General features: G+C 32.9%; 10 protein-coding genes and 1 tRNA gene. 1 reads left to right on the top strand and 10 read right to left on the bottom strand.

Annotated elements, in window-relative coordinates; translation table 11 throughout:
* Nucleotides 1–11 precede the first annotated feature (11 nt).
* Nucleotides 12–96: transfer RNA gene (locus ICJ84_RS06475), tRNA-Ser, on the top strand.
* Nucleotides 97–399: 303 nt separating this feature from the next.
* On the opposite strand, the gene ICJ84_RS06480 is transcribed toward ICJ84_RS06475, so the two are convergent.
* The 10 genes from ICJ84_RS06480 to ICJ84_RS06525 all read right to left on the bottom strand — a co-directional run bounded on the left by ICJ84_RS06480 (nt 400) and on the right by ICJ84_RS06525 (nt 22,551).
* The gene (locus ICJ84_RS06480) at nt 400–1,365 is read right to left on the bottom strand and encodes a family 43 glycosylhydrolase (RefSeq protein WP_206688681.1); all 966 of its coding nucleotides are present in this window, start codon (nt 1,363–1,365) and stop codon (nt 400–402) included.
* Nucleotides 1,366–1,500: 135 nt separating this feature from the next.
* Nucleotides 1,501–5,547 (bottom strand): hybrid sensor histidine kinase/response regulator, encoded by a 4,047-nt coding sequence (locus ICJ84_RS06485; protein WP_188215567.1) that lies wholly within the window; start codon nt 5,545–5,547, stop codon nt 1,501–1,503.
* Between the two features lie 38 nt (nt 5,548–5,585).
* The gene (locus tag ICJ84_RS06490; RefSeq protein WP_188215568.1) at nt 5,586–7,436 is read right to left on the bottom strand and encodes a metallophosphoesterase; all 1,851 of its coding nucleotides are present in this window, start codon (nt 7,434–7,436) and stop codon (nt 5,586–5,588) included.
* Between the two features lie 18 nt (nt 7,437–7,454).
* Complete coding sequence (locus tag ICJ84_RS06495) at nt 7,455–10,409, bottom strand: glycosyl hydrolase 115 family protein (RefSeq protein ID WP_188215569.1); 2,955 nt, start codon at nt 10,407–10,409, stop codon at nt 7,455–7,457.
* A gap of 85 nt (nt 10,410–10,494) precedes the next feature.
* Nucleotides 10,495–11,562 (bottom strand): acyltransferase family protein, encoded by a 1,068-nt coding sequence (locus tag ICJ84_RS06500; RefSeq protein WP_241748712.1) that lies wholly within the window; start codon nt 11,560–11,562, stop codon nt 10,495–10,497.
* Nucleotides 11,563–11,638: 76 nt separating this feature from the next.
* Entirely contained in the window at nt 11,639–13,873 is a 2,235-nt protein-coding gene (locus ICJ84_RS06505) for an alpha-N-acetylglucosaminidase (RefSeq protein ID WP_188215571.1), read from the bottom strand.
* Nucleotides 13,874–13,875: 2 nt separating this feature from the next.
* Nucleotides 13,876–16,155 carry a GH92 family glycosyl hydrolase gene (locus tag ICJ84_RS06510; protein ID WP_188215572.1) on the bottom strand — a complete coding sequence of 760 codons (2,280 nt, stop codon included), beginning with the start codon at nt 16,153–16,155 and terminating at the stop codon, nt 13,876–13,878.
* 293 nt (nt 16,156–16,448) lie between these two features.
* Nucleotides 16,449–16,667 (bottom strand): hypothetical protein, encoded by a 219-nt coding sequence (locus ICJ84_RS06515; protein ID WP_188215573.1) that lies wholly within the window; start codon nt 16,665–16,667, stop codon nt 16,449–16,451.
* Between the two features lie 45 nt (nt 16,668–16,712).
* On the bottom strand, nt 16,713–19,976 hold the full coding sequence (locus tag ICJ84_RS06520) for a glycoside hydrolase family 2 TIM barrel-domain containing protein (protein WP_188215574.1): 3,264 nt from the start codon (nt 19,974–19,976) through the stop codon (nt 16,713–16,715).
* Between the two features lie 253 nt (nt 19,977–20,229).
* Nucleotides 20,230–22,551 carry a GH92 family glycosyl hydrolase gene (locus tag ICJ84_RS06525; RefSeq protein ID WP_188215575.1) on the bottom strand — a complete coding sequence of 774 codons (2,322 nt, stop codon included), beginning with the start codon at nt 22,549–22,551 and terminating at the stop codon, nt 20,230–20,232.
* Nucleotides 22,552–22,568 lie beyond the last annotated feature (17 nt).

The following is a 22,568-nucleotide window of genomic DNA, read 5'->3' on the forward strand; positions in this document are numbered from 1 at the left end:
GAGACACTCAAGGAGAAATGGCAGAGTGGTCGAATGCGGCAGTCTTGAAAACTGTTGAGGGTCACACCTCCGGGGGTTCGAATCCCTCTTTCTCCGCTAGGAAGATATAAAATTCTACCAAAAAGCCCGAAAACATTATGGTTTCGGGCTTTTTTAATTTTATTTATTTCCAAATGAATTCATTTAAAACTAAATAAAACGGGGCTAATTCGGTGTCACTTTTTCTTCAATTTTACTGACACCGAATGAATCACACACACCTGTATTCCAGACAGTTATCACGTTTTCTGTTTAAATATTTTTTTGTAATTTCAAATAAAATTATGTCCTCCCTATTGGTTAAATTATTACTATTAATCCGTTAGTATAATAACTAAACGCTTTTATCTTACCTAGATTCTAAAAGAATACTCCTGAGTTGGTTCTTACTTTTTCTATATTACCTTCAATATTAAAATTCAGGCTATCTACAGCTATTTCACGGTAAAGTTCCTTACTATTGTCTGTTATTCTATGATAAACAATATAATGCTGAGCTCCCTCCTTTATAATAGTATGATGACCGGGGCCCAACGTACTTTTGTCTACAGATGTAGTTAATATGGGACTATTACCTCCTTCTTTCCAAGGACCATACGGATTGTCTCCTATAGCATATCTTACTTTATAAGTTTCTGTTGTACATTTCCCATCTGAATACATCAAATAATATTTATTATTGTACTTTAACATAAACGGTGCTTCAAAATAGTTTGGAGGTGTAACATCTTTTATTTTCTCTTCATTGAAACTAACCATATCCTCATTTAGTTTCACTACAAAGCAGTGGCCATTTACCCAATTTAAACCTGAGCCCCAATACAAATAGGCTTGTCCATCATCATCAATAAATGCCTCGGCATCAATCATATGATAATCTTTAATCATATTACCTCTTATTAGAGGTGTATTATCTAACTTACCATTTTTCCATGGGCCAAGAGGGTGCTGACTAATTCCAACCCAAACTTCACTCCCAACCGATACATACATATAAAACATTCCATTTTTTCCCTGAATTACAGATGGTGCCCAAACTCTACTATCATTAGAAGTTGAACTTGTACACAATGTTTTAGTTGGCCAATTAATTTCCTTTTGTTCCCAGTTCTTAAAATCTTTTGACTCCATTACCGCAAGGTACTCTCCTCCCCAGGGATCTCGAGTTGCATACATGTAATATTTACCTTCGTATTTAACAATGGATGGATCGGCAAAGTCTCCTTTAACAACCGGATTTTGCATATATGCTTGGTGATTATTTTTACAGCTTACGATAAACAAGCTAACTAAACTTGAAACTAAAAGAATTTGATTTTTAAACATAATTTATAATCTTTAGATGTGTAATATTTAAGAGTCAAATATTAGCCTTAATTTTAAAAACCACCATAACATACTAATCAAGATTATGGACAATATCATAAAACCAAGACTAAATACACTAGTTAAGGAATATTTCTATTTCAATAAAGTACTAGGCGAATGACCAAATTGTTTTTTAAAGCATCTACTAAAATACAGAGGATCATTAAATCCTACCATATTGGCCACCTCGGAAACATTATAATTTTTGGTTTTTAATAATTGTGAAGCCCTTTTTAAACGAATCGTCCTTATAAATTCATTCGGAGACAAATCTGTAAGCTGTGTAATTTTCCTATATAATTTTGACGAGCTCATTGCCAGTTCCTCACTTAAAAAGCCAGGGGTTAAACTCGGGTTGCTAATATGGTCTTCAATAATTTTTTTAATGTTTGAAATTAACTCTACATCAATTTGTGAGTGAGCAAGAGTTAAAACATCACTTTCTGCTTCACCAGAAAATTTTTGCTTTAAATCAAAATGTATTTTTATTATATTATCTATTCTCGATTTTAATAAAGCAGGATCAAATGGTTTAACTAGATAGCCATCAACTCCTATAGTGTAGCCTTTAATTCTATTTTCGCTTTCGGCTAAAGCTGTTAATAGCACCACTGCTATATGGCTTAAATTCTCATCTGATTTTAGTTCTTCCACAAACTGGAAACCATCCATCACGGGCATCATGACATCTGCTACACAAAGAACTGGTTTTTCTTTTTTACATATTTCTAATCCCTCCTTTCCATTCTCTGCCTGAAACACTTTGTAGTAATTAGAAAGGTATTCTACTACATAATTTCTTAATTCTGAATTATCATCTAAAACTAAAATTTTATGTTTAACGTCTGTATTTGTTTTTATCTTTTTAACATCTACATTCTTAAACGAAGATCCTTTAAGGTTGAAAGAAGATAATTCTTCCTTAATATCGTCAGGTGTAAATTCAGTTAGCTCTTCATCAGAATAATCTTCTTTTCTAATTGGTAATTCTACAGTAAAAACACTTCCTTCATCAGGAGAACTTTTAACATTAATTTCTCCTTTGTGAATTTCAACTAAAGACTTAACTAAAGATAACCCAATCCCTGTACCCGTTGTACTTGATTTACTATTTTGAGCCTGATAAAATCTTGAAAATATCTTATCTTGACTCTCTTCAGGAATTCCAATTCCGTCATCAGACACTTCAACTTTTAAAAGTTCTCCATGACTACCAGTTAATCCTATAAACAAATCTACATTTCCGTAAGAATTAGTAAATTTCATAGCGTTTGATAGTAGATTATATAAGATTTTGTTATACTTATCTACATCTATCCAACATAGCAAAGATTCATTTTCTACAGTTAAGTTGAAGTTAATATTTTTAGTTTGAGATAATTCGATGAAGGAATTAAATATGTTTTTGGTAATTATAACAATATCTATTTCCGAAACTTTTAATTTTAAAGTACCGGTTTCTGCTCGTCTAAAATCTAAAATTTGATTTACAAGTCTTAGTAATCTATTTGCATTTTGATAAATTAAGTCTAACCTACTCCTTTCATAAGAAGTCGAATTTTCTTGTTCTAACAATTGTTTTACGGGCCCTAGAATTAATGTTAAAGGCGTTCGCAGTTCATGAGAAATGTTCGTAAAAAATCGCAACTTTTCATTGTTTAGTCTTTCATCTCTCTCCCGTTTAACTTTTTCTAACAACAACTCCTGTTTCAGTTTTAATCTTAATTTAATTTGTTTTCTGGAGAAATAAACTGGTATTGAAATTAAAAACAAAATAAGTGTGATTCCTTTGTATGTTAACCAGAACGTGGGCAGCACTGTAATTTTATAACTACTTACATCACTCCACACCCCATCATTATTCGACGCTTTTATTTTGAACACATAATCTTTAGAATATAAATTTGTATACTGAACAGTTCTGGATTCACTAGAGGTTGTTATCCAATCTTTATCGAAACCTTCTAATTTATATTGAAATTTATTTTGCCTTTCATTAGTAAATGAGGGAGCGGTAAACTGAATAGAAAAACTTCTATTTTTGTAATCTAATGTTACACTTTTACTAAAATTAAAATCTTCTTTAAATGGTATTTGGTTATTAATAATTGTGCCTGGAACTATTTCTTTATTCTCAATTTTAAATTCTGTGATTATAGGACTAGGGGAATAATTATTCTCTTTAATATTCTTAATTGAAAAATCAATTACCCCTTCTTTACCTGCTACATAAATAGTTTCATTATTCAAATTAAAAAAGCCACTAGAACTAAAAACATCAAGTCTATTACCACTATTTATCTGATAGATATTGAAAAGATGACGCTTAAAATCATATTTACCAATTTTATTATTATTCATATTTAACCATAATATACCTTCATCGTCTGCGGTTAAATCTGTTATCCATTTACCCCTTAGCTCATTATGTTCTGTTACTAGCTTAAAATTGTCATTAATTGAATCGTACTTAGATAATCCTTTTCGTGTTGCCGCCCAAATATTCCTTTCTTTGTCTATAAGCACATCACTCACATTGTCATGTGGCAATCCATATTTATCATTTATATGATAAGCATAAGTTTTTGTTGTTTTTGCTTTTAGACTATACTTTACCAGACCAGTTTCTGTTGCAAACCATAAATCGTTACCACTTTTTTTAACTTTATTTATATCAAAATCAGGAAGTATTTTCCCATACGAATCTTTAGGTTTTAGCGTTTTTAAATCTAAAACTATAGCGCCTTCTCCAAAAGAACAAACAATTAAAGTATCGTTATCATAACTTACAAATGAGAAAATGGGCGCATTAATAAAACCAACATCTATTATTTTTGACAGCTTTTTTTCATAGTTATAGACTAAAACTCTTCCGTCCCATAGTCCACAATAAAAATTCCTACCATCTACACTGTAAATACTAGAAATATTATTTTTACTATCAAAAAGAGGTTTTATTCTATTCCCTTGGGTTATATAAAGACCATTATGCCAGGTAGCTATAATTATCTTTCCATCATGGGTTTTTGAAAAACCCCTTATTCTTGGCGCTTGATTTCCAATATAATTAGAAATATCTTTATTAAAATTAAATTGATTTTCAAAGGGGTCATACTTATCTAGACCATCCTCTGTACCTATCCATAATACTCCTGAAGTATCAAAATATAAAGCGTATATTAAATTATCGACCAATGAAGTATCATCAGACAAAATTGAATAATGCAAATCATAATTCCCATTTGGAATATCTTCTAATTGATTACAAACTATTAGTCCGCCTAAAGTTCCTACCCAATACTTACCATACGAATCTAATGCAATAGATTGAAAATGGGGACCAATCTTTTCTCTTATAAGTTTATCCTCGATATAAAGATTTTGGAAACTATTGGATACTTTATCTAATTTATATAATCCTTCCCTAGTTCCCACAAAAATGTCTGATTTTAAATCTTCAAAAATAAAATTCAAATAAGGATTTACTTTATTAGAATCTGGTATAGGTAAGGTATAATATTTAATCTTTGAAAATTCTCCGGCATTATCTAAAGATATTTTTGCTACTCCTGCCGTACTAAAACTCCCTATCCATAGGTTACCTTTTTTATCCTGGTAAATTTCTTTAATATACTCAAATCCAATTAAGTCCACTTTTTTAAACCTTTTCTCCTCCGGATGCAAAATATAAAGTCCTGATGTTTTTGTTCCAACCCAAACCCTTTGAAATTGGTCTACATGAACTGCTCTAATTTCTTCATCTGGTAGACTATTTGAATCAAGACTATCTTTTAAATAGGTTCTAAACTCCTGGGTTTTTGTATTTAAAAAAGTTAATCCTTTTCTGGTTCCTATCCATAAATTATTAGTTGTTTTATCAAAATACAAATCAGTTATATCATCATTATGAATACCACTTGCAACATTTGATGAGCTCAAAAAAGATTTAAACTGGTAACCATCAAACCTATTCAATCCAGAAAAAGTTCCTAACCATAAAAAACCCTGCCCATCCTGAACTATATGTCTCACAGAGTTATGTGTCAACCCATCTTTATCATTATAATGCTCAAACTTGATTCGCTGGGCAGATGAGACCAAGGCAGCAAATAAAAAAACAAGAAAAACCTTATAATTCATATTAATTTAAATTTTATCTGTAAATAAAACGATAAAGTTTACCAATATAAAGGATTTACGGCTTTTATTTCTCCTGATTTGATATCTATTTCAAAATGATTGGCAGGATAACCGCTGCATATCTTGATAAATATCGTTCCCCATAATTTTAACTGTTCATTTGATGTGCTTTTAAAAAAAGCAGATAAAATAAGATATTGTTTTAATCTGTATTCACCAACATCTGAAATGGCTAATTTATCGGCATTCTTCAGTTTATAAAAATCATGAATCATATCAAGACCTGTCCATTCCTCAAAAACACTTATAGGTATTTCTTTTAAATTTAAATTCTTTGTGAATTTTTCAAAATCTCCTCCTTCCCGCTTCGCTAAATCAATTAATTTGCTTCCCGAAGCTTTTATTAGTTGATCTTTAAAATTTTCAGGCCAATCGTTATTTATAAATCTTAATCGCACTAATTCGTGTAAATGCCATTCTGTAAAATCTTTATAAGTAGCTACACTTAAAATATCTTTGTTCCAAATATTTTTACTATCATGCTTTTTTATAAACTCGTATTCCTGCTCATACAAAGGAAATAATGTTTTGAAATCTGGAACTGAATCTAACCTAATTGTTTCTACTTCCCAGGTATAGTTATCCTTTATTGTTAGTAACTTATAAGCTGGAATATATGCTGCTAGTGAGGGCACTTGAATATTCACCAAACTTTTGTGATCATTATATTTTCTTACTCCTGTGTCGTTAATATGCATATGTCCCCCAAAATGCACTTTAATACCAGCTTGTACGAATGCTTTAGCTACTTGTTCTTCTGGAACTCTATGCAATTGCATTTTTTCTTTACCAAATAGTTGTCTCATTTCTAATGAAGCATCATCATTAAAATCGACTGTTGGGTAATGACTAAAAACAACAAGATGTTTACCAAGAACCTGAGCTCTTTCTGTAACGGTCTTTATCCAATCTATTAAATATGATTTATGAGACAGAAGGTTATTATATCCAATACTAGCACCTTTAAAATCTTCAGGATTGCTTGACATGCCTTTACTTGTGGGAACATAAACATTGGCATCAATAGCTAAAAACCACAAATTATCTTTATGCTCGATCAAGTAACTTAAATCTGGAATTTCGGCTCCATTTGTTTGAGATTTATATGTTCTAAATTTAATATCAGAATACAAACGCGCTTCTTTGTAATTATAATCCGCATAAGTATAATTAGTAAATGGTGTTTCCCAATACATTGTCTCTGGTTGCACTTGAAAGCCAAAACTTCCCAATTCTTTTAAAATCTCCCGGTATCCCAGCTTTGCTATATCTTTGGTTACAATTACTGGCAAGGGATTTTCAGCTTCACTATTAAACAAATCTTTTTTACTGAAAATTGCCTGAGGTTTTCCTCCTTGCCCTATAAAATCTGGCTTACCTGCATCTTGATAAAATGGTTTTACAGGATCATGGTTGCCTGTGGTTAAAACAAAATTAATTTCGTATTTATTAGAATATTCGTTCAAAATATTCTTCATACCTCTAACATTTACCATCTGCCCATCGTCACTAAAATCACCGGGTAAAACCACATACTTTATACCTCGTTTAACAACATCGTTTAAAGCTGCTTTAAAAGCAAAATAATTTTCATTAAACAGGCGCGTGGAATTTAATTGTGATTCCATGGTTCTTGCTAGCGTGTATTTTCCTGTAGAAGGATTTAAAATTCCTTTATAATTAGTATCTGAAAATTCCGGATAAATATCCAACAAATGCACATCTGATAAAAAAGCAATTTGTATCGATTCTTTTTGTCTCTCTTCTTTATTTACCTCTTTACAAGCACAGAATAAAATACACAGAATAACTAATACTAATCTCTTCATTTGATAATCAAAACTAAATTATTTACGCTTTGTTTCCTTAGGAAATTCATAAGATTTTTTCCAACCACCTAAATCTATTAAAATCTTATCTATCATAACTCCCGGATCTACCATCCATATTCTTAAAGTATGCTTTCCAGCCTTATTAACTATTTGTTTTACAGATTGGCAAGCTGCATTTTTTAATACATTTCTTTTCCAAGTCTCACTTCTTCCTTGGGTTTGAAAATCTACAATAACAGGTTTATTATCATCAACAGCAACAGCACATCTCACTCCGTTTCCTTGATGTAATGCATGTGTAGGAATAGCCTGAACATTTATATCTGCTTCGCCGAAATTAAAGGTATAAAAATCGTATTCTAAAACAGGACTCTTACTTAATATATCTTGAGTTTCGGTTTGAGATATAGCACTTCGCGGTAAGGCTAAAGTAACATGACCAGAATACCCTAAGCCTTTATAAGTTTGCCAAGAAGCTTCCTTTCCATTCTGCTTTCTGCTATAATTTTCAGCATTAATTGATACAAAACCCTTGTCTTCAATAAATTCTGAATAATCATTTAATTCTTTCAATTGTGGATTAAAAACGGAAACTCCAACTGTATTGATGTTATCATTAGACACAAAATCAATTGCTGAATTTACTTTAAAACTTGGAGGGATTAATTGATAATCATGTCCTAAAGGTGCCTCTTTCTTATTATCTCCTCTTGGTACTTTATCCCAGTCAATTGTAACGATTAACCGCACTTCTGGCTTATTTTCATTTAGTTCTCCTGACGTATTTGAAACTTTTATCCAGCTTGCTTTAGGCTTCGCTTCCCATTTTATACTCCCTTGTCCTTTTAAAAATAAATCTATGTAATAGCTATTTTTTGTATATGCGTTAAAAATTGGTAAAACATTGGCATAGGAATTTATTATTTTATCATTCATTTCCATTTCATATCCTTCCAAAGCTAATCCTAAAGAAGGATCATTCTCTGAAAAAAAAGTAGAAACTGAAGGCTTTTCAAATACCGGCAAATTTCTTGGTGCCATATTCATAATATGATTCCATTTTCCGTTTTTCAGACTGTTATAACGAGAGGTTTCCTGAGAAATTCTGTTATATGCTGATAATACTTTCTCTTTATAAAACAATGAACTGCTTCTACCTTGTTTTGCTACAAATTTATTTTTAAACGTATACAACCACTTATGGTTCATATTTGCTGTAGCTATTACTGGATAATAAACTAATTGAAAGAAGGCTTCAAACCTATTTGGAAGCATATCCTTTTGAATACTATCTACCGCATTTATTAACTGCTGATAATCTTCAATTCTCGTCATAACCTCATCCCCATAATGAAATTGAGTTAACTCTGTTTCTTTTGATTTCGTTACAGGCTCTACCTCACTCCAAGCCATAAACTCAGGTCTTCTTTTAAAGGATAGTTCATCATATTTCTGTAATACACTTGAAATTTTATCTGAATTGGTTTTCCCAAAAGCCTTTGCCAACCATTGTTTTCTATGGTCAAGAACCGATTGACTATTTTTAAATGAACTGATATCCCAAGCCATATCTAAAAATAGTTCTATGTTGTATTCATGAGGTTTTATATCTCCACAATTTAAAATCCAGATGTCTCGAGATTGACATTCATAGGCTTTAGACATTTCCTCCCACATTAAAACCGGATTTGTGGAGTTTAACCACAAATAGTCATGAGGCCTGCCCCAGTAGGACGTATGATAATAAACTCCCGCCCCGCCTTCTCGTTTTTGCTCGTTTGGGCTACTTAACTGTCTAATATATCCATAATTATCATCGGTCCACATGAGTGTAATATCATTTGGCAAGTTAAGTCCACTTTGATAGTAATGCAGTACCTCTTTATAAGGAACAAACACCCGTGGTTTATTTTCTCCTTTTTTCGAATACTTTTTTAAAATTTCTCTTTGGTCTGTAATAACATTTTCCAATAGTAACACTTGAGACTCTGTATCATTTTCACCTACTATCATTGGTGAATCGTGCTCTCCTCGCATTCCTACAGTATAAATTCCATCATATTTTGCTGTCTCTTTTACTCGCTTTTCAAAGAATGTTTTAATAGATTTTGAATTGGTATCATACCGGTACTCTCCCATAGTTTGGTGATCCCACTCTGCGTTAATATTACTCAGCATGGGCTCTGCATGAGAACTACCAATTACAATAGCATAATCATCTGCTACTTCTTTACTTTTTGGATAATGATAAAAAGCTTTCGTAGATTTATGCATAGCAGGCCAAATGGTATTTGCCCGTAACCTCAGCATTAACTCAAATATCTTAGCATAAGTTTTTGGACCAATATCTCCAGTTTCAGTTTCATAATTTAAAGCTGCCCAACGTTGCAGTCCCCAATCTTCGTCATTTATAAAAATGCCTCTATACTTGACAGACGGTGTTCCGTACGTTTTTGGTTCAAATGAAATGGAAATAGTACTTTGAATGTGTGGAGTAACATCTGCCCACCATTCCCACGGCGAAACTCCCATCATTCTGGAAATCTCCAACAATCCATAAGCTGTAGCTCTTCTGTCAGAACCTACTATAACAATAGCTCTTTCAATCCCTTTTATAGGATTATCTACCAGTACTATTTTATAAGTTTCCCATTTTCCACGAATATCATCAATGAAAATTTTATTACTAACAACCAATCGATTTATTAAATTACTGTTATTAATTGTCCCTGCAATAATGGCATGTTTATGAACGCCATCATTAATAGCGATTTCCTTTCCTGAAATATTCTTTATATCATTTACTACTAATTTTGCTGCTATCTCAACAACCTTTGGTTCATTAGAATCATAAAATATGCCTACTTGGTTATCTTTTGAAACTATCGTGAAATCAGCTTGAGCATATAAATCAGTATTCGTTAAGATTCCCAATAACAAGAGGAATATAAAATATCTTACCTTATGCATGTAATTATTCTTACTTTTTTAATGATAGTTTCCTTAGAAACATATTTTATTAAACAATTTGTTGACATTTAAAATCCTATTGAGCTTAAATTTTTATGTAAATTCGTTTTTTATCTAAATACCACCCTAATGACCAACAAAGCATCATAAAGGCAATTGCTGTGAGTAACGCTCCAAAACTTCCTGGAAATACTTCTTGAAAGACTCTTTCACTAACCCACTCAAAAGCATCTAATCCTGAACTTGTTGGAATCATGCGTAAAATGATATAAAACAATTCTGAAAACAAATAAATGAATAAAGGATTCTTACCAAACACATTAAAAAATTCGGTTCCTGTTTTTATATTTTTCATTTCTATAAAATAAATTAAAACAGCCAATATTGATATATCGATGCCTACAGTATACAACACGAAAGAGCTTGTCCATAATTTTTTACTCATTGGAAAAACTAAATCCCACCAAAGTCCTAAGGCTGATAACAAAAATCCAATAATTAATAATTGTGATATTCCTTGAAACGATTTTCCTTTTTGCTGAATAAATTTACCTGCTATATATCCTCCCACAACATTAACTATAGAAGGTAATGTGCTTAAAATTCCTTCTGGATCAAATGGAATACTATCTTTTTTGTAAATATGTCCCTCTCCTAGGATAAATAAATCCAAACGTGTAATGGCATTAGTAGCCATCTCTAATTCGCTTCCAGTTTGCCCAAACAAATATAGAATTTGCCAATAAGCCATTAATACAATTAAAGCAACTATAAAAACGATTTTCTCTTTTAGATAGTAGAACAAAACTGATGTTATAAAATAACAAATAGCTATACGCTGTAAAACGCCTAATATTCTTGTTTCTGAAATTGGTTTTAATTCCAGACCTCCATTGGTATCCATACTAAAAAATGGAAACCAATACATTAGGTAGCCTAACAAAAAAATTATAACAGTTCGTTTAATAACTTTTCGCCAAAACAAGGATGTTGGAGCGTCTTTCAATTTGTTCATTGAAAAACTCATTGCGTTTCCCATCGCAAATAAAAAAGACGGAAACACCAAATCTGCTAATGTAAATCCTAACCAATCAGCATGCACTAAATATGGATAAAGTTTAGCTCCAGTTCCTGGTGTATTAACTAAAATCATCAAACAGATTGTTAAACCTCTAAAAACATCAAGAGACAAGAATCTATTAGAATTATTTAAAGTCATATTTTTCATTTTAATAATTATATTCGATTGGTTTCATGATTTCTGTAAGAGGTACTATTTGCTTCCTGTACTTTTCATATAATTCCTTAACAATAGTTCTAGCATCCCCTGAAGCTTGAATTGGAAATGACTTCTGTGAAATGACCCAATCCCATTCCCATTGTTTTATTTGGTTATCAAAATCTGTCTGATTAAAACTTTCCCAATTCATTTTAACGGAACTAAAAAACTGTTCCCATCTTGGCTTATAAAAATCGTTCAACAAACCACTCCATTGTCTGTTACTATATTCATGCAACCTATTATCTTTATTCCCCCAAAGTGTTATTAAGTTTCTTGCGTTTTGCTCATATAATGCTTTTTCTTCATCTGTCTCACCCCAATGACGAGCATCAGAAATCCATGGTCCCAGTAAAAAATCTTTACGAGTCGCTAATACCCTATCTAAATCTTCAATTAATATTATAAATTGAGCACTATAGGTATTAAAAGCTTCTTTATTATTAGCTTGATATGCATAAGCTATTTGTTGTTGTAATGGTAAAGCATAGTTTGCTAATACCTGACGGGTAAGATCTACCAAGTCATATTCAAAACCATCAGAATGTTCAATCGTATCGATAGCTTTTACAAACAAATCCCAAGCCGGTAACAAATCCTGTGGTGCGTAATTTAACTTCGTTCGCGCCCATCGTCTATAACCTTCAAATGTAGGTCTAGCTACGATAATCGATTCTGCTCCATCTCTTATTTCCTTTCCATTATAAGCAGTCTCCACCAAAATATTCCACGCCTGAATTAAATCTTTATTAGTTTGCCCATAACGATCTAAAGTATATTTAGGCAACCATTCATTTAAATTTATTGGAACATCAGTCCAGGTATTATCGGTCATTAACTCGTATAAAACCGGATTTTGTTCTATGGATTCCATTGTTAACCCAATACCCTTTAACTTGCCCGAATCTGGAGAATTCAAAGCCTTAGCGGGTTCACTTGCCACAGTTTCCATCCTTCCAAACATGCTGATATTGCCTCCAAAACTATGAAGCATATTCCATATCCACTGTTTACCGTAAAAAGCTTCTGTACGTTTCCAAACAGGTTCAATTTCAGAAGCTAAATCCAGAATAATCATCTTATCATCTGGAACAGGGTCTAACAAACCTTTTATTTGAGGTGCTTTCCAAAATTCTCTATGACTGTAAAATAACCATCCTTGCATGACCCAAACTGATTCTGAATCGGCAGACTTCATCCCCTCATAAACCTTACTGCTTAAATTTGACAAATATTCAGGGTCATCAGATGGTGGTGTATTTTCATTAAACGTATCGGCAGAATACAAGTGGTCTGTACCATAAATACGTTCTTGTGTTTCTAGGAATTTTTTACCTATTTCTGCAAACAAAGGATCATCTGCATCTAAAATATATGTATCATCAAAATCATTTCCCCAATTCGTTTTCTTAAGTTTTGCGTTTGGAAAAAACTTTTTGAATGAAGCAGGTACATGACCTGTGAATGCTGGTAAAACAGTCTTCATTCCAAGTTCCCTTTCTCGCTTTAAGATTTTTAATTGTAAATCTCGATGACTTTCCTTCCAATGCTTTGTTAACGGTCCTCCCCAACCATCTAAGTTCCCCATCCAAAACCAAGAGAAATATGCCGGACCACTAAAAAAGTCATGTAAATCCTCATCAGTGAAACCATAAGATTTATATACCTCATCCCAAACATATTCTTCTCCAGTAATTGCTAATGGCATGTTTATCCCATGTAATGCCATCCAATCGATTTCTTTTTCCCAACGTTCCCAGTCCCACCAACTCATGGTATAATTAAACGTACAGTAATTCAAATAATACCTGTATTCATAAGGCGACTTTTTATGTATCAATTTTTCAACCTTAGGTAATATTTCAGGAAGATTAAGATTTGTTCCATTCCAAGTAATCTGACAATTTGTATATTCTTTTAAGTAATAATATAGAGCTGACGCAATTGATACCCCATTATTTCCCCTTAACACAATTTTGTCATCATTAGATATAATTTCAAACCAATCTTCATTTAAAAGTGTATCTAGTTCTACTTGAAAACTCTCTGCATGGTTAGGGACAATTCGTGCAATTAATTGTTCTTCTGGCGAACTTTCCTTTATTCCATTTACTGATTTCTGGCAACTTATCATAATAAAGCAGAGTGTGAACACTGCTGCTATATGCTTTAAATAATTTTTCATGATTAATAATCTGATTTGGATGGTGGCACAATAGTTTTCCCCCATTTATTAGAGGGTTTGTCAGACATTATTAGCTCTAACACTCCCCCATTAATTATATCTTCGTGCTCTATAAACGCTGTATTAAATGGCTTTTGATTTAATAAAGCGGACTTTATATATTTATTCTTTGACGATAAATTCTTGGCCTTAATGATAAAATCCTTTCCGTTTTCTTGATGAATGATAGTTTCTTTGAAATATGGTGTATTAATTAAATAGTACGATTGACCTGCATTAGGATAAAGTCCCATCATGTGAAATGCCAACCACGACGACATGGCTCCAGAGTCGTCATTCCCAGGAATTCCTGCAGCTCCTGCATTGTAATTTTCATCAATGATTTTATGGATTCTATCAGAGCTCAAATCTGGTCTTCCTAACCAATGGTAAAGATTAGGGGTTAAAAAAGAAGGTTCGTTGGCTACATTATAAAAACCTTCTCTAAAAAACGTATTTAATCTTTTTTCAAAAGCTTCATTACCTCCTGATTTTTGAATTAGCATTGCAACATCATGAGGAATGGACAAAGAATACTCCCATGAACTTGCTTCATAAAACACTCCACACCACCAGCATACACAATTAGGCCAATCCTGAGCTAACGGTGTATAAGGCACATAATTTATCTTTCCATTAGTAGCGGCACATTGAATGCTATCTACCCATTTACCTCTGGCATTTTTAGGCATAATAAAGCCCCTAGAGCCATTATCCTCAATATCTCTCCATAGGTTTTGCCAATTATCTGATTGTTTAATGAAACGCCAGTATTCGCCCTTTCTTTTAATTCCTTTAGCTACAATTGCCAGACAATAATCGTTGTAAGCATACTCCACTGTACGGTTACCAGAACGAACGTAATCTGTAGAAACATACCCTAAACGATTATAATCGACTAAACCTCCTCTACCTTCTTTTTCTTCATTTCCGCCAGGAGGATACATGGCATCTTTCATCATGGCTTCTAAGCCTAGTTTGTAATTAATCCCTTTTAACCCTTTCACAAAGGCATCGGCTATAACAACTTCTGCATTAGAGCCGCCCTGGGTTCGTCCATTAGAATTTCCGCTACGTGCATCTGGCAAGTAGCCATCTCTTTTATAAATTTGTAACATGGCATTTACAATATCGACTTCTCGAGAAGGATTAAGCAATGTTATTAAAGGACTAGAAGAGCGATAGGTATCCCAAATCGCATAAAAATCGTCATAATACGGTCCATTGTTTTCCCATAGAGGATTTTCTCCCGTTCTATCTACTGGCATCAACATGGTATGGTACAACCCAGTATACAACATTGTTTTTTGGTCTGTTGTAGCCTCGCTATCTACTTCCACTCTGCTCAACAAATCTTCCCATTTAAGTTGTGTCTCGACCAGTTCCTTTTCAAAATCCCAGTGTGGAATTTCTTTATCAATATTTTGTTTAGCTTTTAAACTGCTTATAAAGGATATACCTATTTTCATATTAACAATCTTCCCACTCAAATCATCGAAAAACAGCATTGCTCCGGTTTTCTCGCCTTCATCTACTTGCACAGCTTCATTGGGATAAAAGACACTATCTTTCCATGTTGAAAAATTTGAAAACGGCTTATCAAAAACCGCTGAAAAATATACCGTATACGCACCTCCATTATTCCATCCTCCTCTAATTTTAGTATAGCCTCTAACCTCTGTATTAGAGACAACTTCTACCTGAGAACCTACAAATTGCTGGGTTTCACGCCCATCAGGCAAATTAGATTCATCTAAATAGCGGCCCAGATCTATTTTTACAGCATTTTTAGATTCTGAATTAAATTTAAACCGATAAAAAGCAGCCCTATCTGAAGTTGTTATTTCTGTTTGAATATCATATTTGCTTAAACGAGCTCCGTAGTATCCAATCGCGATTTTTTCATTATCTCTTAAAGATTCCTGCTTGATTGAATTAAACTCCCCAGAAAAAGGCATGACAGATACATTACCATATTTTGCACCTCCTCCGGTCCCACTAACATGAGTTTGACTAAAGCCGTAAATAGGTTCATCTAAATCGGCAGTATAGCCACTGTTGGCATGTAAATCATTATCAGGTCCGGGTTTTATCATACCATAGGGACACGATGGTCCTATAAATACATTACCTAAACCCTCTGATCCTATTCGTGGGTCTACATATTTAAAATTTTGCCCACTTGCGTATTCAAAACTTAAGAGAGTTAAGCATACAAGAGGTAGTAATTTAAATCCTTTCATTCTTTTATTTTTTTTAATATACTTTAATGACTAAGAGCCCAATTAAACTGTTGTCTTTTGGTAATAATATTCTTAATCCTTTTTTCGTAAAATGATAAGAATCTATTGTACCTTCTAACAGTTCTACATGTCTATAATGTTTTTCCTTATATTGGCTTTTGGTTGCTAATAATTTAATTAATATCTAATCTGCATCTTTGGTGCATTACATAATAACAGCATAAAACGTATCTCCTTCTTTTAATAAATCGAACGTCTTCTGATGTATAGGCATCGCCATTACCTTCATTAAGCTATTGCTCCTTTAATGGGTTTGCTTTTTCTACTTTATGCCCTTCCCCCATAAACAAACCATGGCTTATTGCGTAAATCCATTCACTATTAGTGTACATCCATGCCGTAATATCTTCAACTATTTTTAATTCCTTTTCATCAATACTTTCATCTACCCTAACCGGAGCATTCCTAATTAAATTCCGATTTTCACTAACAATGCCTTCTGGAATTTGCATTACTATTTTTGATAGATTTATATCCGTTTATCTATAGTATTTTTATTAAAACTTGGTGTAATTGAGTTTATCAAAACTTTTTTTATTTATGGGCATTAGATAAAAGGAATACTTATATGAACTACCCTTTAACTTGTATTCTGTATGTGGTTCCGCCTTAAAAGACCAAGTATTATCTCCTCCTATTCCCATTTGAATTAAATCAACATCTACCGTTAATACATTTCTATTCTCAAGCTCATAAGTATGTTTTGCTTCATCTAGGTTCTCTAGACTATAAGGTGAAACACTAAAATTTAAAGGTAACTCCCCTTTTACCATCACTCCTTTATCGTTATTATTCTTTAGGGTAAACCATCGAGTATCCATGTGGTTACCATATTCCTGAGGCAAGACATAACCATAACTCATTGTATTTACATGACCTTTATAAACACCTAGAAAAGCTCCTGTATTTCTGTCTTGATAATTAGCTTGTGGACCTTTACCGTAATATTCTATATTTTCAAATACATTAGAAATATCGAACTGCATTCCTATTTTGGGCACATCTGGGCTGTCTTTATCTATATTTACTTCAAAATCTACTTTTAAAAACCCATCTCCTAAAATGGTGTATCTTAAATCAACTTTCGTTTTGGGGTGTTCAATTTCTCCTGTTACATACACAACAATTTTGGTGTTATCGGTATCATCAATACGTAATGATTCAGGTTTAAATCTTTTACCTGCATTTCTCCAATCCAATTCATCCATTTTCCCTGATGATTCTCGATAAGCCTTATCATTTTCAGTTTGAGCACGCCAAAAGTTCAATTGTAGCGGACTAGATAATACATCAATGTCTTCTGAATTAAAGGTGCTTATTAACCCTGTTTCCTTATCTATTTCAACTGTGACTGTTTTATTTTTTATAATAAGACTCGCATCTGTTTCTGAAATGCTTAGGGATAACTTACTTTCGGTTGATGGTAAGGTTTCTCCCAAACCTAAGTTTAATTGAAATTGCTCCTGAAAAACAACATAACCCTTTTGCGCCCATAAACTATCCTCACGTAAAAGTCCTTTAATATTTATAAAGTACTCTCTTCCCTTTTTATTTTTAATTAGTTTATAAGGGACATTTATAGTCTGCATTTCTCCTGGTTTTATGTTCATTACAGGTAGTTTCCCTGATTGAACTATGTTACCATCTTCTATTAACTCCCAAATCAAATCATATCTTGACAGGCTTACTGCATGATGACGGCTTTTGATTTTAAACTCCCCTTTACTAATATCAACAGATGAAATAACTACAGGTTGATTAACTTTTTTTGCCTCATAAATTTCAGGTTTAGGTGTTCTATCTGATGCAATAATTCCATTGAGACAAAAACTTCCATCATTAGGCACATCTCCAAAATCCCCTCCATAGGCAAAATACGTGTTGCCATCATTTGTTTTTTGTAAAATTCCCTGATCTATAAAATCCCAAATAAAACCACCCATAGCTCTATCATGGTTATAGATTACATTCCAATATTCTTGGTAATTGCCTAATGAATTCCCCATAGCATGTGCATATTCACACATCAATACCGGGCGCTTATCAAATCTTGTATCGTATATTAAGTCGTCTAATTCTTGAGGTTGCGGATACATTCTACTCAACATATCTACCCAACTTGGATCGGTTGGATTCCCTCTATCTGATGGCCAATATTTCTTTTTATATCTAGGGTCTGAAGGCACCCCTTGAGCACCTTCGTAATGAACAAAACGAGTAGGATCTATAGCTTTAATCCATCCCGACATGGCTGCATGATTTGGTCCCATTCCTGACTCATTTCCTAACGACCAAATAATAATACTCGGATGATTTTTATCACGCTGTACCATCCTGATACCTCGCTCAAGAAATGCATTAGCCCATGCAGGATCATGAGATAATTTTCCGCCGAGACCATGGGTTTCCAAATTAGCTTCATCCATGACGTAAAGACCATACTTATCGCATAAATCATAGAAATAAGAATCGTTTGGGTAATGCGAAGTTCTTACGGCATTAAAATTAAATTTCTTAATAATCTGAACATCCTGTTCCATATCTGATCGGCTAACTGTCTTACCATTAATCATATTATGATCATGACGGTTAACCCCTACTAGTTTTACCGGATTTCCGTTAACCAAAAACCGTCCTTCTTCATCAATTTTCAAATCTCTAAACCCTATTTTGGTACTTGTAGCTTCGATTAAATTTCCTTGATTATCTTTTAAGGATAAAATCAAAGTGTATAAATAGGGCTCATCCGCCGACCACTTTTTAGGATTTTCAACCTCCATTTCCATTATTCCAAAATACACCTGATCTCTAGCCGGATGTTTTTCACCTAAAAAAGTTCCTAATGGCATGCTTTTAGAACTTACAACCGGATTATGCTGAGCATCCAATAAACGAACAGTAAAACTCCAATCATCTACAACAGTTGTTAGTGGTGTATTACTAAAATACCCCACCCTTTCCTTAAACTTATCTTCAATATTAACTGTAAAATTTGGACGGATCTGTAAAACAGCATCTTGATAATCGGCATCTAGCTGTGTTCTAATTGAAAAGTCTGAAATTCGTACTTTGGGAACCGCCTGAAGATATACTTCTCGCTCGATTCCACTTAAACGCCAGGTATCTTGATCTTCCAAATAGCTTCCATCACTCCATCTGTATACCTTTACTGCAATTTTATTACTTCCTATTTTTATAAATGGTGTGATATCAAATTCAGATGGCAATCTTGTGTCTTCACTATACCCTACTAAATTTCCGTTAATCCAAACATAAAATGCTGAAGAAACACCTCCAAAATGCAAAATGATATCTTTTGAATTCCAGGATTTATCTATTTCAAATGTTTTTACATAATGCCCAACGGGATTATCATTATGATTTATGTATGGATAATTGTTATAAAAAGGATATGTTGTATTAGTATAAATCGCTTTTCCATACCCTCGCATCTCCCAATTTGAAGGCACATCAATCTCTTCCCAAGCCGAAGTTTCGAAATTAAGTTCTTGAAAATCGATTATAGAGGTTTCCGGTGTAGCTGACCAAAAAAACTGCCAGTTGCCATTTAAACTTTTATAAAACTTAGAATGATCTCTATTATTTTCAATCGCTAAACTTTCATTTTCATAGCTATAAAATGTAGCTCTTGTAGGCAAACGGTTTATTTGATTCACAGATGGATCTTCCCACGATAATGTTTGACCTAACAGTATTACAGGGTAAATAAAAAATATGACTTTGAAACTTTTATGAATCATAAATAATCTGTTTTTAATAATAAGCTATAAATGATACTAGCTCTTTATTTCTTTTATGGGGTTTAATTTTTTAAATAACTTATTCTTTGTTTTCAAAAGGAAAATCTTATAGTTTATACTTCAATACCCTTGTGGTTATTTTATCTTCTATGCTGCCGAATAAACTATAGTAGGCTTGCTTTTGCTATTCAAGTAAATATTAGAGAATACATAAGCATAGTATTATGATATTTATAGAAATTTTCTTTCAACACTAGTCATTAAACATTTCAAGTTTTAACTCCCCTCCATTTATAATATCGGAATGAGATATTTCGTAAGTACTTAAAGGCTTAGAATTCAAATATGCTTTCTTTACATATATATTTTCTTCACTGTTGTTGCTTGCTTTTATTTGAAAAGTTTCTCCTGGATAATAATTACTATTCAGGTGAATGGTTACTTTATCAAAAATCGGACTTCCTATTTGATAACTTGGGTTTTCTTCTGTTCCTCCATTCATCTGAAACAAGCCCATCTTCATTAATACAGCCAAACTCCCCATAAGTCCCTGATCTTCATCACCGTTATATCCTGTACTGGTCTCTAATCCTGAAAATACTTGATCGACAACTTTTCTTGACCAATACTGCGTTAAATCCGGTCTATCCAACTGCTGAAAAATAAAGGTTGTTTGTATTGAGGGTTGATTGCCATAATTAACTGGAATTCTGCTGTATTCTGGATGTTTTTCAGCGGCATGGGAATTACCAGAAGTAAAGCCTAATTTTTCTGCTTCAATAAACTGAGTATTTAACTTATCTACTGCCCTTTGATTTCCTCCCATTAATCGTGCTAATCCTTTCATATCATGAGGAACAAACCAAGTAAATTGTGCACCGTTAGATTCTATAAAACCATTTTGATACTGGTATGGATCGAAATTATGCAGCCAATATCCATCTATACTTTTTGGACGTATCCATCCTGAATGTTTATCGTATAAAATTTTATAGTTCTTTGATCTCTTCAAAAAATAATTGTATTCATCTTCTTGTCCCACTTTTTTTGCCAATTGAGCTAAAGTCCAATCTTGATAGGCATACTCTAGAGTTAAACTCGCTCCTTCTTGATGCCCCCCAAACTCTCCTTCTGGTAGAGGATATGGAACAAAACCTTCCTTTAAATAATAGTTAAAACCACCACCTAAACTTGTTAAATGCTCGTAACCGGCCTTTTCCATAATACCACCTGGCATATGATTACGCTTCAATGCTAAGTAAATTGAATCTATATGTTCTTTAACTATGCCTTTCTGAATTGCACTAACGATAAAAGGGGTTGAAGATGCTCCTGTCATAACATAAGTATAATTTCCTCCTGAAGGTCCTCTTGGAATCATACCGCCATCCTTATAATATTGCATTAAAGACCCCGTGAATTCATGCATTATTTCTGGGTAAACTAACCCCCAAAGTGTATTTATAGTCCATTGAGCTCCCCAGAAAGAATCCGAATTATAATGATTAAACAAAGGAACTCCCTCATCATTGACAGGTAATTGACCAATTCTAAACTGCTCTTTTGTATTATCTGGATAGGCTCCATTAGCATCACTAATAATTCTTCTACCTTGTAATGCATGCCATAAATCTGTATAAAATCTTTGCTGGTCTTTTTCTGATCCACCTTCAACCTCAATGCGTCCTAATAAGTCATTCCATTCTTTTTTAGAATCGTCAATTATTTGATTAAAATTCCAATGCGGTAATTCTCTCTCAATATTATTCCTTGCATTTTGATGCGAGGTATATGAAATTCCAGCTTTTAAAAGGATTTCTTCATGTCCTTTTTCTAATAAAATCAGATAATTACCTGTTTTATAATCTTTATTTATTTCTAATATTGGAGTATTTAAACGAATATTAAAATACACATGTAATGGTTTTGGTCGTCTATGTGTCTGGACAGCAACTAATTTACCTTTCAACTCATTTTTTCCAACTTGCTGTAATATTCCATCTGTATTCTCACAAGGTCCTAAAAATGTATTCAAATTAAGAAGAACTCCCACATCTTCTTTTTGTGGAACACAATACCTATGAAAACCAACTCGTTTGGTACTTGTCAACTCTACCTTTATTTTATATCTATCCAATTCTACAGAATGATATCCTGGAGTTATTTGCTCTTTAACATGAGAAAAGCCTGAATAATAATCTCTAAATATGTTGTTTTTATTCTTTAAATCTACTGTAACAGGCATTAAAGAAAGTCCTGATAACTGCCATGCGTGTATGTGACTAAATCCTTTTATTGTATCTGTTTTATAGCAGTATCCACTACCCCAAGCTCCATTAACCTCTGTATCTGGACTTAAATTTACCATTCCGAATGGTCTGCTCGCCGATGAGAAAAAGAACCATCTTGAATTTTCTGAATCTAATAAAGGATATACCTTATCAGTAAATTGTTCTTCTTTTAAGTCTGTTTCAATGTTTCTATTACAACATATTAAAAGAAGAAAAATTACCAAGACCAAAAAATTAAAGAAATAGTCTTTAACATTATCAGTTCTTATAAAATTTAAGTTCATGTTCAAATTGCTTACTT

Source organism: Aestuariibaculum suncheonense (assembly GCF_014596935.1).
In the GTDB taxonomy this organism is placed as follows: Bacteria; Bacteroidota; Bacteroidia; order Flavobacteriales; family Flavobacteriaceae; genus Aestuariibaculum; species Aestuariibaculum suncheonense.

Bases quoted from the DNA above. Each gene is read 5' to 3' on its own strand.
- ICJ84_RS06500 (WP_241748712.1), bottom strand. From the start codon at position 11,562: ATGATTTTAGTTAATACACCAGGAACTGGAGCTAAACTTTATCCATAT.
- ICJ84_RS06520 (WP_188215574.1), bottom strand. From the start codon at position 19,976: ATGATTCATAAAAGTTTCAAAGTCATATTTTTTATTTACCCTGTAATA.
- ICJ84_RS06515 (WP_188215573.1), bottom strand. From the start codon at position 16,667: ATGCAAATTCCAGAAGGCATTGTTAGTGAAAATCGGAATTTAATTAGG.
- ICJ84_RS06525 (WP_188215575.1), bottom strand. From the start codon at position 22,551: ATGAACTTAAATTTTATAAGAACTGATAATGTTAAAGACTATTTCTTT.
- ICJ84_RS06480 (WP_206688681.1), bottom strand. From the start codon at position 1,365: ATGTTTAAAAATCAAATTCTTTTAGTTTCAAGTTTAGTTAGCTTGTTT.
- ICJ84_RS06490 (WP_188215568.1), bottom strand. From the start codon at position 7,436: ATGAAGAGATTAGTATTAGTTATTCTGTGTATTTTATTCTGTGCTTGT.
- ICJ84_RS06505 (WP_188215571.1), bottom strand. From the start codon at position 13,873: ATGAAAAATTATTTAAAGCATATAGCAGCAGTGTTCACACTCTGCTTT.
- ICJ84_RS06485 (WP_188215567.1), bottom strand. From the start codon at position 5,547: ATGAATTATAAGGTTTTTCTTGTTTTTTTATTTGCTGCCTTGGTCTCA.
- ICJ84_RS06510 (WP_188215572.1), bottom strand. From the start codon at position 16,155: ATGAAAGGATTTAAATTACTACCTCTTGTATGCTTAACTCTCTTAAGT.
- ICJ84_RS06495 (WP_188215569.1), bottom strand. From the start codon at position 10,409: ATGCATAAGGTAAGATATTTTATATTCCTCTTGTTATTGGGAATCTTA.